Consider the following 13504-nt stretch of genomic DNA (forward strand, 5'->3'; position numbering starts at 1 on the left):
TGCGATAGGGGATTGTCCGCCGCCCGGCCTGGGGGGCCGATGTTGCGCTGCAATATTGCCTGCGCAATCCTGTCGGATCGGCGCCGAGCGTACCCGTTTCTGCGTGCGGTGCGGCGCTGCGAAATCAGCCCGTCGACAGTTCGTCGGCGCTGACGAACAATCCCTTGCCGCGCGATTTGGCTTCGTATAACGCCTCGTCGGCGGCTTCGAAGACGGCGCTCTGCGCCAACGTGCGCGCGTCGAAAGTCGCGATCCCGATGCTCGCACCGACCTGCACCATCGCCTCGCGCAAGCGAAACGGCTTGTTGCATGCGGAGAGGATATTGCCCGCAACCGTCTTTGCGTCGTCCGGGTGCGACAGGTGCTCGAGGATGACGGCGAACTCGTCACCGCCAAAGCGCGCCACGCCGTCGTACGGGCGTACGGCACGCGCCAGGCGCTGTGCGAAGGTCCGCAGCAGCGCATCGCCAACGGCATGTCCGTGCGTGTCGTTGACGACCTTGAAGCCGTCGAGGTCGACCAACAGCAGCGCGCCGGTGGATCCGGTCACGCGCGCCTGGTCGAGCGCCGCCAGCAAACGCTCTTCAAAGCCAGCACGGTTGGCCAGGCCCGTGAGGTGATCTGTGGTGGTCAGCGCGCGCAGGCGCAGCTCCTGTTTCTTGCGCTCCGTGATGTCGAGCGTGACGGAATGCACGCCGGCCACGCGGCCTTGCGCGTCGAACTGCGGAAGGTAGCTGACCTCTTCGCAGCGGTACAGATCGCGCCCGCGGAGTTCGCGCTCGAAGACCATCGTCTCGCCGCGCAGCGCACGCCGCAACGCATCACGAAGGAGGCTGTAAGCGTCGTCGCCCACGACTTCACGCAGCGTCTGTCCGAGCATGCTCGCGGCTGAGCGTCCGTAGGCTTTCTCGTAGGCGGCATTCAGGAAGCGGAAGCGCTCGTCGGTGTCGATGAAGGCCACCAGCGCAGGCAGCGCATCCGTCACGGTCTGCAGCGTTTCGCGGCTGCGCTGCAGCGCTTCCTTCGCGGCCTTGTCCTGCGTGATGTCCCGCATGACCGACGAGAAGTACTCCATGTGCCCGGCGGGATCGCGGTGCGCGATGATCATGTGGTTGATCGGCACGACCTGACCTTCGGCCCCACGCACAGTGGTTTCGCCAATCCAGACGCCATCGCGCGCAGCTGCCGGCACGGCCACCTCGCGCAGCCAGCCCATCGTCTCGGGCGGGTAGAAGTCTGCAACGGTCAGGCCTTCGAGATTGGCGTCCAGCGGAATGCCGGCGAAGCGGCGGCCGGCCGGATTCATGTACGTGACGTTGCCCTGGATGTCGCTCTGCGCGACAAAGTCGGTGGTCGAATCGAGGATCTTGGTCAGCACGCGCGATGCCTGCTGCGCACGCGCCCGGACGGTGATGTCTTCCATGGCCCCGACGTGGCCGATCACCTCACCGTCCACCCGCACCGGTGCCGTCGTAACAACGAGCAAGCGCTCGCCCTGACCCGGCACGATCACGCGCTGCTCGGCGTGGTAGCCGGCCCCGCGCGCGACCGCATCGCGCCAGCCGGCCATGATGGCATCGCGGTCGTCAGGATGCAGCCGCGCGAGCCACACGTCGGCCAGCGCCTCTTCGTGCGTGGCGCCGAGCAGGCGTCGATACGCCTCGTTGGTATAGACGGTCCGGCCGTCCGCATCCGAGCGAAACAGCCCGAGCGGCGAGGCGTCGTTCACGGCTTCCAGTTCTGCGCGCTGCCGGACGACCTCGCCCATCAGCCTGTGGAACGCCGTCGACACCGCGTCGATTTCTGCCGAGGCGCCGCCCAGCTCAAGCGGCGGCGCATTGCGCAAATCCGTGTCGGAGAGCTGCGTCATGGCGGCGTGCAGCCGGCCGAGCGGGCGCAGCAGCCACAGCATCGCCGCCCACACCGACACGCCGATCAACGCCGCCAGCACCAGGAGCGACCAGCGAAAACGCTGGCGCATGAGGAAAAGCTGGCGGTTGGCCTCGGCGCCGGGCAACACGGCAGCGAGCGTCCAGCCGGCGGCGATGATGTCTTGCGTGGTCGCCACGTCGCCGCCGCGCTCGGGCAGCACATCAGGGTCCGCACGGAAGGCTGCGGCGGCCACCGGATCGGCATCGAGCGGTGCAAGCGTCTTGCCGGCCTCGGGGTGCACGATATAGACCGCGTTCTCACCTCGCGTGGCCAGATAGACATGCCCCGTCTGGCCCACCCGCATGTCGCGAAGGTCGCCCAGAAAGTTCGGCTTGAGCAGGTACAGCGAGGCGCCGATCAACCCGACGAGATTGCCGTCCCGATCATGCACGGGCGCGGCCATGATGACGATGGGCTCGCCGCCCACGCGGTTGCGCAGCGGTGCGGAGATGGTCGGCTGGTCGACCACCATGACCTGTCTGAAGTAGTCCCGATCCGAAATGTCGATGCCGACCACGCTCGCGCGGCGCGTTGAGGTCGTCGTCACCTTGCCGTCAGCCGAGGCCAGGAACACGCCGTCGAACAGGCCGCTGGCCGGCTGGATGGACTGGTAGAACGCGGCTTCCTCCGCCGGGGAGTTGAACCGCACGCTGCGCATCTGCTGCGCGGTGCGCTCGAGCACGCCCAGATACGTGTCCAGCCGCTGCTTGAGGTCTTCCGCCGCTTCTTTGACGAGGGCCGTCTGCTGCACCTTGATCTGCGCCATCACCTCGCGGCGGATCGGCTCGCGTTGCGACCAGCCGAACAGGCTCACCACCGTCACGCTGATGACGGTCGCCATGATGGCCGCCTGCGACTTCAGGGTCAGTTTCATCGGACGGTCGGCTGGCACCGGCGCCCCTCGCGGCCGGCGTCTTGTTGTAGTGGGAGGGCAGACACCATAGTGCGCTGCCCGCCGGTCATTGTCGAGCCGCCGTGGCGTCTAGCGGCGGCCGCAGACGTAAGCGGCCGAGCGCGCCGCCAGCGTCCCGGAGCGGATGCGCATCCAGTGCGCGCCGGCCGCGGTATCGGTATCGAGCGTGGCGCCGTCTGGGCCGCGGACGACGTAGTCGACCAAGCGGATGCGCTGGCGGTGGCAATCGATCTCCTGGCGCGAGAGGATGACCGTGCCCGGCCGGTAGCGGGCGCCGTGGGCGCGGCGTTCGCTGCGCTTGAGCACGGTGCGCGCCAAAAATGTCTTGTGACCTGTGCGGCTGGAGCGCAGCGACGTGCGGTCGATGGAAGCCACAACGGAGGTGGTCGTCAGGTACTCGTGCCAGCGGGCGGCCTCGGCAGACGCCGTCATGCCGAAAGCGCCGACGCCGACACCACATATCCAGATCCACCGCCACATCATGCGTTTCACGACCGTCCGTCCTGCCATATCAAAAGCCAACAAGCGGCACTGCTGCCGCAGGCACGTATTGTAACAATCGATCCGCAAGACTCGCGCCTGGCCCCTCAGGTAGCATGCGGCCCAATTCGATCGCTCCAACCGCCATCCGCCATGCCCACCGTTGCCTTGTCTGCCCTCGTTTCCCACGCCGCCGCGGCCTTGCTGATCGCCAGCGTGCCGGTCGTCGCGTGGTTCTGGCTGCGGCGGCGCTTTGACCTGGCGTGGCGCGACATCGGTGTGGGCGCAGCCGTGTTCGTCGTGTTTGCGCTGATGCTGGAGCGCACGCTGCACCTGTATCTGCTGCAACTCAATCCGACGACGGCGCATTGGCTGCGCATGCCTGCGCTGTTCGTCATCTACGGCGCGCTGATGGCCGGCGTGTTCGAGGAAAGCGGCCGCTGGCTCGGCCTGCGCTTTCTCGTGCGCAAGCCCGGAGGCGCCGCGACACCCGTGGCCTACGCGCTCGGGCACGCCGGCATCGAGGCCTGGCTGGTCGGTGCGGCATCGCAGGCGCAGATGGTGATGTTCGGCATTGCCGCCAACCGGGGCGAGCTGGAATCGCGTCTAGCCGCCAGCGGCGCCGAGGCCATGACGGGGACGATTCACGCCATGCTCGCGCAGCTCTCGCCGTGGCTCGCGCTCGGTGCAATCAGCGAACGCGTTGCAGCGATGCTGATCCAGTTCACGCTCACGCTGGTCGTGTGGCACGCGGTGCGCCAGCGGCGTTTTGTGATCGTCGTGCTGGCGGTCCTGCTGCATGCGCTGGCGGACTTGCCGGCTGCGCTGTACCAGGTGCATGTGCTGCCCCTGGCGGTGACCGAGGCGATCTACGCGGTGGCCGCCGTGCTGCTGGCAGCAACGTGCTGGCCCCCGCAGGGCGGCCGCAGGATCGGCGAATCTTCGCTGCGCTAACTGCTGCGGAACCGGTCCGGCTCGATGCCGTGCCGGTTGAGCTTGTCGTACAGCGTCTTGCGCGGCACGGCCAGCAAATCCGCCGCCCGCGCAACGTTCCCCTCCGTGGCGCGCAGCGCTTCCTCGATGGTGGCGCGTTCGACTGCCATCATGCGTCCGGCCAGGGAATGCTGGCTCGCTTCGGACGCCACCAGGCCATCGTCCAATCCGAGGCAAAAGCGCTCGGCCACGTTCTTCAGTTCACGCACGTTGCCGGGCCAGTCGTGGTGCTGCCAGCGCATCATGTCCTGGGCAGACCAATCAGGCGCGGGGCGCTCGTAGCGCACTGCGGCCTGTTGCAGAAAGTGCGCCATCAGCAGGGGAATGTCTTCCGCACGCTGACGTAGCGCAGGCAGCGCAATCGATACGACATTCAAGCGGTAATACAGGTCCGCACGGAACTGGCCGTGATCGGATGCCTCCTTCAAGTCGACCTTGGCAGCGGCCACCACACGGCAATTGACTGGCACGCTGGCGTTGCTGCCCAGCCGCTCGATGCTGCGCTCCTGCAGCGCGCGCAGCAGCTTGGCCTGCAGCGCCAGCGGCATCGATTCGATTTCATCCAGGAACAGCGTGCCGCCATCCGCGTATTCCATCTTGCCGATGCGGCGGCGGTTGGCCCCCGTGAAGGCGCCGGCTTCGTGGCCGAACATCTCGCTCTCGAACACGGATTCTGGCAAGGCCGCGCAGTTGAGTGCGACGAACGGGCCGCGACGTCGGCTGCCTTCGTGAATGGCGCGCGCGAGCACTTCCTTGCCCGAGCCGGTCTCGCCCGTGACGAGGATGTCCGCATCGGTCGGTGCCAGTGCGGTGACGAGCCGGCGCACGTTCTGCATGACGGCGCTCTGCCCGATCAACGGGTACGCCTGCCGGCCCTGCAGCGCTTCGCGCAAACGCAGGTTTTCGGACGTGAGCCGGCGTTTTTCCAACGCGCGCCGCACCACGTCGACGAGGCGCTCGGAGTGGAACGGCTTTTCCATGAAGTCGTAGGCGCCGGCGCGCATGGCCGCCACCGCCATCGTCACATCGCCATGACCGGTGATGAGAATGACCGGCAACTGGCGGTCGTGCTGCAGCATTTCGCGCAGCACGGCCAGGCCGTCGCGGCCGGGCAGGCGCACGTCGGTGACGACCACGGCCGGCGTTTGCGCGGCAAGCCCAGCCAGCGCACTCTCGGCATCGGCAAAGGACTGCACCGGCACATCGGCCAGCGAGAGTGCCTGCTCGCAGCCCAGGCGCACGACGTCATCGTCTTCGATCAGGAAGACGGGCGCGTGGTCGATGGGGGAAGGATCGGGCATGCCGTGTTCAGTCATGTGGGTTTCACAACGCGTTCAAGCTCGATGATGAATTCTGCGCCCGGCGTGCCGTCAGCGGCATTGCGACCTTCGAGCCGGCCGCCAAAGTCTTCGATGATCGCCAGCGAAATCGCCAGTCCGAGCCCCAGGCCCTGACCGTCGTCCTTGGTGGTGAAGAACGGCTCAAACAGGCGCGGCAACACATCGGCGGGAATGCCCGGGCCGAAGTCGCGCACGGTGATGCGTACCCATTTCTCGATGGGTTCGACACTCACGCGCACGATCGCCGATTCGGCTGCGGGTGCCTCGGCGGTGGCGTCGATGGCGTTGCGAATGAGGTTGACGAGCACCTGCTCGAGCCGCACGGCATTGGCCCAGACAGCAAGGTCTGCCGGCACCGGTTCGATCACCACGGTCACGCCGGCCTGCCGGCGACGCGTCTCGATCAGCATCAGCGCCTGGCGGATGGCTTCGTCCACCGACACCGCTGCGCGTGCCGCATCGCCCTTGCGCGAGAACGCCTTGATGTGTGAAACGATGCGCCCCATGCGTTCGGCAAGTTGGCTGATGTGCGTGAGGTTGCCGCGCACCTCGTCGATGCGGCCGCGCTCGGCAAGCTGGTTGGCGTTGTCGGACAGCGTGGTGAGTGCGGTAAGCGGCTGGTTGAGTTCGTGCGTGATGCCGGCGGCCATCTGGCCAAGCACGGCGAGCTTGCCGGCCTGCACGGCGGCATCGCGCGTTTCGCGCAGGATGCGTTGCGCAGCGTCGAGCGCCTCGACCTTGCCGGCGAGCGCTGTGTTGGCGGACGTCAACTCGGCAGTGCGCTGGGCGATGCGGGCTTCCAGGTCGCGCTGGACTTCGCGCAGCGCGGCGCGCGCGCGGTGCTGCTCTTCGCGCCGGCGCTGGCGCAAACGCAAAGCGACGAGCACGGCAAAGATGAGCGCCATCGCAAATGCGGCGCTCGCCCCGGCCACGAGCGCGGTGCGCTGCTCGTCGCGCGGGTCGATCAGCACGGCGACCTGCCAGCCGAGCAGGCCCACCGGGCGGTACTGCACACGCAGTGTCGATACCGATTTTCCGGGCAACGCCACGCGCACAGTCTGCGGCGGCTGGTCCGCAGAAAAGGGTACGCTCGCGCCTTGCCCGTCATTCATGCCGAGCGGTGTGAGGATGTGCGGCGCGTATTGGCGCGTCGCGTCGAGTGCGGCGCGCTGGTCCGCGTTCAAGGTGCCGAGCGTGCGGTACTTCCACTCCGGTACGGACGACAGGAAGATCACCCCGTGGCGATCCACCAGCAGCACCGTATCGCCACTGCGCGACAACGTGGCCTCGAACGCATCGAGGTTGACCTTGACTACCACCACGCCGATGGGCGTGTTGCCTTCGCGCACGGGCGCGGCGACGAAATAGCCGGTCTCGCCCGTGGTGTTGCCCACGCCGTAGAAGCGACCGAGCCCTTCGCGCATGGCTTCGACAAAGTACGGGCGGAATGCGTAGTTCTGGCCGACGAACGAGGTCGGCAAGTCCCAGTTGCTGGCGGCAATCGTGAGACCCGTCTTATTGATCAGGTGAGCGGCGGCCAGGTCGGTGGCCGCCTGGACTTCTTTCAGGTAGGCGTTGGCTGCACGGCGCGGAACGGCGTCGCTGGCCTCCGGGTTCTCCAGAAGCGCGACGTGCAGCACGTGCTCCAACGCAGCCAGCCTCGGCAGCGATTCATAGCGCGCCAGCGTGCTGCGCAGGTTCTGCGCGTAGAAGGTCGTGCGCTGGCCGGCCTCTTCGGCACGCGTGGCAACGTAGCGTTGCAGGGCGATGGCGTAAGCGCCCCAACCCGCCGCCGCGCAGCACGCCGCCATGGCCAGCGCGACGGCCACGCGCCACCCTCGCCCGCGTGCGGGTGGGGCAAGGTCGGCGTGGCCGTCGGTTGGCGACATGGGTCAATGTTCGATGCGGGAATGCTTGCGAGTATCGCGCATGAACACGTACACCAACAGCGACAGGAAGATGGTGCCCGTCACGTACCAATAGAACAGCGACTCGTGGCCCGCCTGCTTGAGCCACAGCGCGATGTACTCCGCCGTGCCGCCAAAGATCGACACCGTAAGCGCATACGGCAGACCCACGCCCAGCGCACGGACTTCTGCGGGGAACAGCTCCGCCTTCACCACCGCGTTGATCGACGTGTAGCCCGAGACGATCACCAGCGCCGCCATGATCAGGAAGAACGCCGTCCACACGTTGGTGGTCTGGCTGATGCCGGTCATGATCGGCACGGTGAAGAGCGTACCCAGCACGCCAAAGGCAATGAGGATCGGACGACGGCCGATGCGGTCGGACAACCCGCCCACGATCGGCTGCAGCATGGCGAAGAGCAGGAGCGTGGCGCCGGACACCAGCGTCGCCTGGTCCTTCGACAGACCGACCGTGTTGGCCAGGAACTTCTGCATGTAGATCGAGTACGTGTAGAACGCCACCGTACCGCCCATCGTCAGGCCCACGACCGTCGCGACGGCGCGCGGATGCTTGGCCAGCTCCGACAGCGTGCCGCGCTTCTTGTTGGCCTTCGCTGCGGTAAAGGACTGCGTTTCCTCCATGTGCGAGCGCATCCTCATCGCCACCAGCGCACACAGCGCGCCGATGAAGAACGGAATGCGCCAGCCCCACGCTTCCAGCTGCGCCGGCGACAGCACGAACTGCTGCAGCACGATCAGCAGCGCCAGCGCCGTCAGTTGGCCAGCGATGAGCGTGACGTACTGGAAGCTCGAATAGAAACCGCGGTTTTCCTTGTTGGCGACTTCGCTCAGATACGTGGCCGAGGTGCCATATTCCCCGCCAACCGAGAGCCCCTGCAGCAGCCGCGCCAGCACGAGCAGCACCGGCGCCGCAACGCCGATCGTCGCGTAGCTCGGTGTGAGCGCGATGATGAGCGAGCCGGCGCACATGAGCACCACCGAGAAGAACAGCGCGCGCTTGCGGCCGTACCGATCGGCGTAGATGCCCATCAGCCAACCGCCCACCGGACGCGCCAGAAAGCCCACCGCAAACACCGCCGCGGTATTGAGCAGCTGCGCGGTCTGGTCACCCTTGGGGAAGAACGACTTGGCAAAGTACAGCGCAAACGCCGAGTAGACATACCAGTCGTACCACTCGACCAGGTTGCCGACCGAACCGGAAAAGATGGAACGCAGACGGCGGCGAACATCTGCGGGAGTGTCTTTGGTGGGGGCGTGCGTGGGCGACAACTCGCCCGTGACCGCGCCAGCCTGAGGCTGCGTCATGGTGTCTCCTTGGAGCGTTGGCGGCGACCTTTGCTTGTGACATGTCGGCACACTTGGCTGCGTGCGCGACGTCGGAGCGGTCCGCCGGTTTATGGGTGATCGCTCTTACTCAAGAAGCATTCCATGCGAAAAGCAGACGCGCCGATGCGCCGCAAATGCCCATGACACAAGGCTTTGCGGGAAATCGACGGAACAGGGGACGACGGGAGGAGTGTGCGGTTTCTCAGAATCGACCGGGGCAACCTGTGCGGAAACCCGCACGACCGATTCTGAGAAAGGGAGAGGCGAGGCTCAGGCGGCCACGCTCAGCGGAATGGTGTCACGGACCAACGAATCCATCTCGGCAGAAACATCCTGATGTGTTTGGGCCAGGCCCAGGCGGTCATGCAAGTACGCCTCGAAGTCAGCACGCACTTCCGGATGGCGCAGTGCAAACTCGACGGTGGCCTGCAGGTAACCGAACTTGCTGCCGCAATCGAAACGCTGACCACGGTAGCGATAAGCCAGGATCTGCTCTTCAGCCAGCAGGCTCTGGATGGCGTCGGTCAATTGCAATTCGCCGCCGGCACCCGGCTTCAAATTGCGCAGATGATCGAAGATGCGCGGGGTCAGGATGTAGCGGCCGACCACGCCCAGGTTGGACGGTGCGTCCTTCGGTGCCGGCTTCTCGACGATGCCGTCGAGCTTGACGAGGCGGTCATCCCATTCACGGCCCGCCACCACGCCATACGAACGCGAGGCTTCCGGCGCAATCGTTTCGACGCCCACGATGGAGCAGCGGTAGTGATCGTAAAGCTCCGTCATCTGCTGCATGACGGGCGGCTGGTTGTCCAGCAGGTCATCGGCCAGGATCACGGCGAAGGGTTCGTCGCGTACCAGTTTCTGCGCGCACAGCACCGCGTGGCCGAGGCCCAGCGTCTCGGGCTGGCGCACATAGAAACACTCGACGCCGGCCGGCTTGATGGACTGCACCATCTCCAGCAGCGCCTGCTTGTTCTTGGCCGCCAGTTCGGTTTCGAGTTCGTACGCCTTGTCGAAATGATCTTCGATCGCCCGCTTGGCGCGGCCCGTGATGAAGATCATTTCCGTGATACCCGCAGCGGCCGCCTCCTCCACCGCATATTGGATCAGCGGTTTATCGACGATGGGCAGCATCTCTTTCGGGCTGGCCTTGGTGGCGGGGAGAAAGCGCGTACCGAGCCCCGCCACGGGAAACACGGCCTTGGTGATCTTCTCGTTCATGACAACTCCATTGGTGGGACGTAGCGTCATGAGCAAGTCATATGCCAGTGCCCGCCAACGCCTTGGAGCTTTGGCTTGCGCGTGTTTTGAGGCAGAGCGAGGCGGCTTACTGCCTCTGGCTCGACGCCTTTCCTACAACGGGTTGCAACTCCGTCACACGCACTTTCAGCGCCGAAAGTTGAAAAGCGTACCCAATTCTGCGTGCCTGTCTTTGGGATATTGACCCTGTGCAGACCAGTAAGCGCCCGCTAACCGCGCATCGGAACATCAGGAAGATGGTTTGACCCAGCCGCGCGAGACCGGCGCTGCGCGCTCTGCCGTCCGCCGATAGGCGTCGATCTGGGCGTTCAGCTGAGCGACTTCCGCCTCGAGCGTGCGGATGCGCTGGCGCAGTTGATCGGCTTCGTTTTGCGTCTGCTGACGCACCGCATCGTTCTGCAGGCGCAGAAAGCGTTCCGTACCCGCCAGTGCGCTGGCCGCGCCCTCGAGGCGAGTGACGGTTTCCATGGTCTGCTCAAGGCGCTCGAGCGTTGCATCCGTCAACTTGGGCGGCACGGCCGGCGCCGTCGCGAGCGCCTCGCCAAGACGTCGCTCCAAGTCGGCCATGGCGGCCTGCAACTGCCGATTGCGGGCGGCTTCGTGCTCGAGCGCGCGCTCCGCGACCTCGGCGCGAATGCGCGCTTCCATCCATTCGGCGCCTGCACCGGGGGCGCCAATGGCGCGTGAGGCGATGCGATTACGCTCGTCGCGCGCAGAAAGCGTACCCGTTTCTGCGTGCAATGGAATCGGCCACGGCTCCACTGCATCTGCCGCGGCGACGCTATTTGCGGCCGGATTGCGGCCGTGCGCCCGATCCACGGCTTTCTGCAGCGTCGTATTGCTCGGACGTCGGCGTACGCCTGCCTCCGCCAACCACTGCACATATCGTCGAACGCCATAAATGCGGCGCGTCACCGCTTGAACGGCTTCGATGACCTCGTCCAGGAATACCGCGTTGTCATGCGGGAAGGCAATATCCAGCCGCTGGATCGCTTCAACGATCCGCTGCTGCTGCTCTGCAGAGAAATGGAGTCCGGGTCGCGCCATGGGGTTAATCAGGTGTATTTGTAGTGTACATGAAGGGTTAAAAACATCAAAGTACTTACGCAACACGTCATTATTTGAATATAGCTACTTTGTATTTGTAGTACCGTTCTACAATGGAAACGGCCTCCGTAGCCCACCGAACAGACCTTTCCGCAACGATTTGGCGAGGCGCGAGGCAGCTGGGGGCGTTATGAGCGGGGCGCCGCACAGAGAACGCAGAAACGGGTACGCCCCGGGCGCTGTGCCCTCCAGCGCAAGAAAAAGGGGGAAAAAAAAAGCGCCCTTGCGGGCGCTCTTCAGCATGTCTGGGGGAGAACTACAGTAGAGCGACGTCCAAGCCAAACCGGCTTTTCAGCGCTTCAACCAGCGATTCGCGTGCACCACGATCCCCCAGCTTGACATCGAGCATGACGCGTCCGGAGTCCCATTCCTTGATTGTGCCGAGTAGATCACCTTCAGCGCTACGGATCTTGTACTGGCGGCTGACTTCCTTCACCTTGCGAGTGCGTCCTTCCTGAGCCACCTTGCGGATCTGCTCCACATCGCGGCTCGACAGCCCTTCTTCCAAGACACGGTGTACCAACTCCCGCGTGCGGTCTTCGCCGGCGCTCTTGAAGTACAGGGTCAACTCATAACCGGTGGCGATGCCGATTCCGGCCGGCCGCTCCTTCATCACTTCGAGCACGGACTCCGGCAGCTTCAGCAAGGCGAGGGTCTTGTTGACCGTGCCGGCAGATACGCCGGTAATTTCACAAATATCTTCTTCTTTTTTAACTTTTCCTTCGTCCAGTAGCTGCCGCCAAGCGATCGCGTTGTCCAGTACGGACTGGCCGGAGCGCTGCTCGTTGAGGACGAAGGAGAGACGGTAGAAATCGATGTCGGACAGGCCGTCTTCGATGAAGCAGTCCATCTCGGCCTTGCCGGCGGCAGCCAAGGCGCGCTTACGGTAGTGGCCGTCGATCAGGACGTACCAGCCCGGGCGCGCTGGGTCTGGAGCCGCCAACCCCGGCGTCTGCTGGCCGTGCGTGGCGATGGAGGCAGCGCGCTCCTGAACGATCTGCGGATCGTAGATGCGGCGAGCATTGAGCGGATTTTCCTGCAGTCGCTCCAGAGGAACCTTGATGACGCGGCGTTCGGAAGCATTCGAAGCGGCCGGACTTTCAGCGCTGAAAGCAGGAGCGGGCGCCGGTTGCCCCAACAGGCCGCGCGGGTGCGATGTAATGGCTTTTTCTGCCAACGCAAAGCGATCCACCGGTGCCGCCTTGGTCTTCTCGGCGGCAATGCCGGCCAGCATGCCGTCCTTGAGCGATTTCAACTTCGCGCTCATACACGTTCCTCCTGCAACAACTGCAACACCTCGTCGATCAAGATATCGACTTCATTAATCGCTTCCCGGGCGCCGGACACACCGTGCACCGTGGCACCGATCGCCTGGCACTCCCGAAATGCCGAGCGGGAACCGATCATGGAATCCATCAAAGGAATATCACCATCATCACCAAGAATTTCAATTGCTTGCTTGGCGAGCGAGACACGCCGCTGGACCATGTTCGCCAGCACACGAATACGCAGCGTCTCATTGGTGACCTGAGCCTGCTGGGCCAGGGCTTTGGCGGCCACGGCCGCCCACAGATCAGGCGGGGACGGCACCACGGGGATGAGCGCAATGTCGGAGATCAACAACGCGCTGGACGACGACGGCGAGTGAACCGCCGGGGGACAATCCACAACGATGTAATCGTAGTCCGCCACAAATTTGCGGACCTCGCGATGCATGGCGCCTCCAGAAGGCGCCAGACCGATGACCGAAGCCGGGAAGGGCTTCTCTTCCGGAGCTTGGGCGGCCCATCGGGTGGCGGTTCCTTGCTCATCCATGTCGACGAGCAGCGTTTTATTACCGCGCAAACCGAGGGTGCCTGCGATATGCATGCTGACCGTGGTCTTGCCGCAGCCGCCCTTCTGATTGAATACCGTTACGATCTTGGCGCTCACTGGCCCTCCACTTTCAGCGCTGAAAGTCAGCAGCGCTCATCTTAGGGAAGACGGCATGAAAACACAAGATCGATAAAATTCAATTCATACAAATTTCATCGAAAAGACGGCGCACAGGAAGCGCGGGACAGGCGGTTTTCAATTCACTTAAATTGAGATGTAAATGCGGTCTTTAGCGCATAACTACATGCATTCAACCCCGCATTTACAGGCTTCCTAGGTGTTTACCAGTGAGATGCGTAAAAGCGACATTTCGGAAAAATGCCGCCCATCGACACTCTGCCCCAAACTCG

10 protein-coding genes are annotated in these 13504 nt (G+C 64.6%); 1 reads left to right on the forward strand and 9 read right to left on the reverse strand.

All coding sequences use genetic code 11. The features are described 5' to 3' along the window. Positions 1-124: 124 nt before the first annotated feature. Entirely contained in the window at positions 125-2806 is a 2682-nt protein-coding gene (locus ABIC76_RS04750) for a PAS domain-containing protein (protein ID WP_354533140.1), read from the reverse strand. A 108-nt stretch (positions 2807-2914) separates the two neighbouring features. Then, complete coding sequence (locus tag ABIC76_RS04755; protein ID WP_354533141.1) at positions 2915-3355, reverse strand: surface-adhesin E family protein; 441 nt, start codon at positions 3353-3355, stop codon at positions 2915-2917. A 123-nt stretch (positions 3356-3478) separates the two neighbouring features. Here ABIC76_RS04755 and ABIC76_RS04760 point away from each other — a divergent pair, with 123 nt between their 5' ends. Next, positions 3479-4279, forward strand: coding sequence for a YhfC family intramembrane metalloprotease (locus tag ABIC76_RS04760; protein WP_354533142.1), 801 nt, complete (start codon positions 3479-3481; stop codon positions 4277-4279). Here the strand turns inward: ABIC76_RS04760 and ABIC76_RS04765 are convergent. From ABIC76_RS04765 to ABIC76_RS04795, 7 genes are all read right to left on the reverse strand, one after another. Then, complete coding sequence (locus ABIC76_RS04765) at positions 4276-5634, reverse strand: sigma-54-dependent transcriptional regulator (RefSeq protein ID WP_354533143.1); 1359 nt, start codon at positions 5632-5634, stop codon at positions 4276-4278. The two genes, ABIC76_RS04760 and ABIC76_RS04765, sit on opposite strands and share 4 nt — an antisense overlap. After that, positions 5631-7547: a sensor histidine kinase gene (locus tag ABIC76_RS04770; protein ID WP_354533144.1), complete on the reverse strand. Its 1917-nt coding sequence runs from the start codon at positions 7545-7547 to the stop codon at positions 5631-5633. Before ABIC76_RS04770 ends, ABIC76_RS04765 begins: the two co-directional genes overlap by 4 nt. 3 nt (positions 7548-7550) lie before the next feature. After that, positions 7551-8891 (reverse strand): MFS transporter, encoded by a 1341-nt coding sequence (locus ABIC76_RS04775; protein WP_354533145.1) that lies wholly within the window; start codon positions 8889-8891, stop codon positions 7551-7553. Between the two features lie 291 nt (positions 8892-9182). Beyond that, complete coding sequence (gene galU, locus ABIC76_RS04780) at positions 9183-10133, reverse strand: UTP--glucose-1-phosphate uridylyltransferase GalU (protein ID WP_354533146.1); 951 nt, start codon at positions 10131-10133, stop codon at positions 9183-9185. A 267-nt stretch (positions 10134-10400) separates the two neighbouring features. Then, the gene (locus tag ABIC76_RS04785) at positions 10401-11219 is read right to left on the reverse strand and encodes a DNA-binding protein (protein ID WP_354533147.1); all 819 of its coding nucleotides are present in this window, start codon (positions 11217-11219) and stop codon (positions 10401-10403) included. 316 nt (positions 11220-11535) lie between these two features. Beyond that, complete coding sequence (locus tag ABIC76_RS04790) at positions 11536-12546, reverse strand: ParB/RepB/Spo0J family partition protein (RefSeq protein ID WP_102065654.1); 1011 nt, start codon at positions 12544-12546, stop codon at positions 11536-11538. Beyond that, positions 12543-13211, reverse strand: a complete 669-nt coding sequence (locus ABIC76_RS04795; protein WP_027679620.1) for an AAA family ATPase — start codon at positions 13209-13211, stop codon at positions 12543-12545. The genes ABIC76_RS04790 and ABIC76_RS04795 overlap by 4 nt, the downstream gene beginning before the upstream one ends. Positions 13212-13504: the final 293 nt, after the last annotated feature.

Source organism: Ralstonia sp. 1138, from assembly GCF_040544795.1.
Lineage (GTDB): Bacteria > Pseudomonadota > Gammaproteobacteria > Burkholderiales > Burkholderiaceae > Ralstonia > Ralstonia flatus.

Coding starts and splice junctions, on each gene's coding strand:
- ABIC76_RS04750 (WP_354533140.1), bottom strand. CDS start 2,806: ATGAAACTGACCCTGAAGTCGCAGGCGGCCATCATGGCGACCGTCATC.
- ABIC76_RS04755 (WP_354533141.1), bottom strand. CDS start 3,355: ATGGCAGGACGGACGGTCGTGAAACGCATGATGTGGCGGTGGATCTGG.
- ABIC76_RS04760 (WP_354533142.1), top strand. CDS start 3,479: ATGCCCACCGTTGCCTTGTCTGCCCTCGTTTCCCACGCCGCCGCGGCC.
- ABIC76_RS04765 (WP_354533143.1), bottom strand. CDS start 5,634: ATGACTGAACACGGCATGCCCGATCCTTCCCCCATCGACCACGCGCCC.
- ABIC76_RS04770 (WP_354533144.1), bottom strand. CDS start 7,547: ATGTCGCCAACCGACGGCCACGCCGACCTTGCCCCACCCGCACGCGGG.
- ABIC76_RS04775 (WP_354533145.1), bottom strand. CDS start 8,891: ATGACGCAGCCTCAGGCTGGCGCGGTCACGGGCGAGTTGTCGCCCACG.
- galU (WP_354533146.1), bottom strand. CDS start 10,133: ATGAACGAGAAGATCACCAAGGCCGTGTTTCCCGTGGCGGGGCTCGGT.
- ABIC76_RS04785 (WP_354533147.1), bottom strand. CDS start 11,219: ATGGCGCGACCCGGACTCCATTTCTCTGCAGAGCAGCAGCAGCGGATC.
- ABIC76_RS04790 (WP_102065654.1), bottom strand. CDS start 12,546: ATGAGCGCGAAGTTGAAATCGCTCAAGGACGGCATGCTGGCCGGCATT.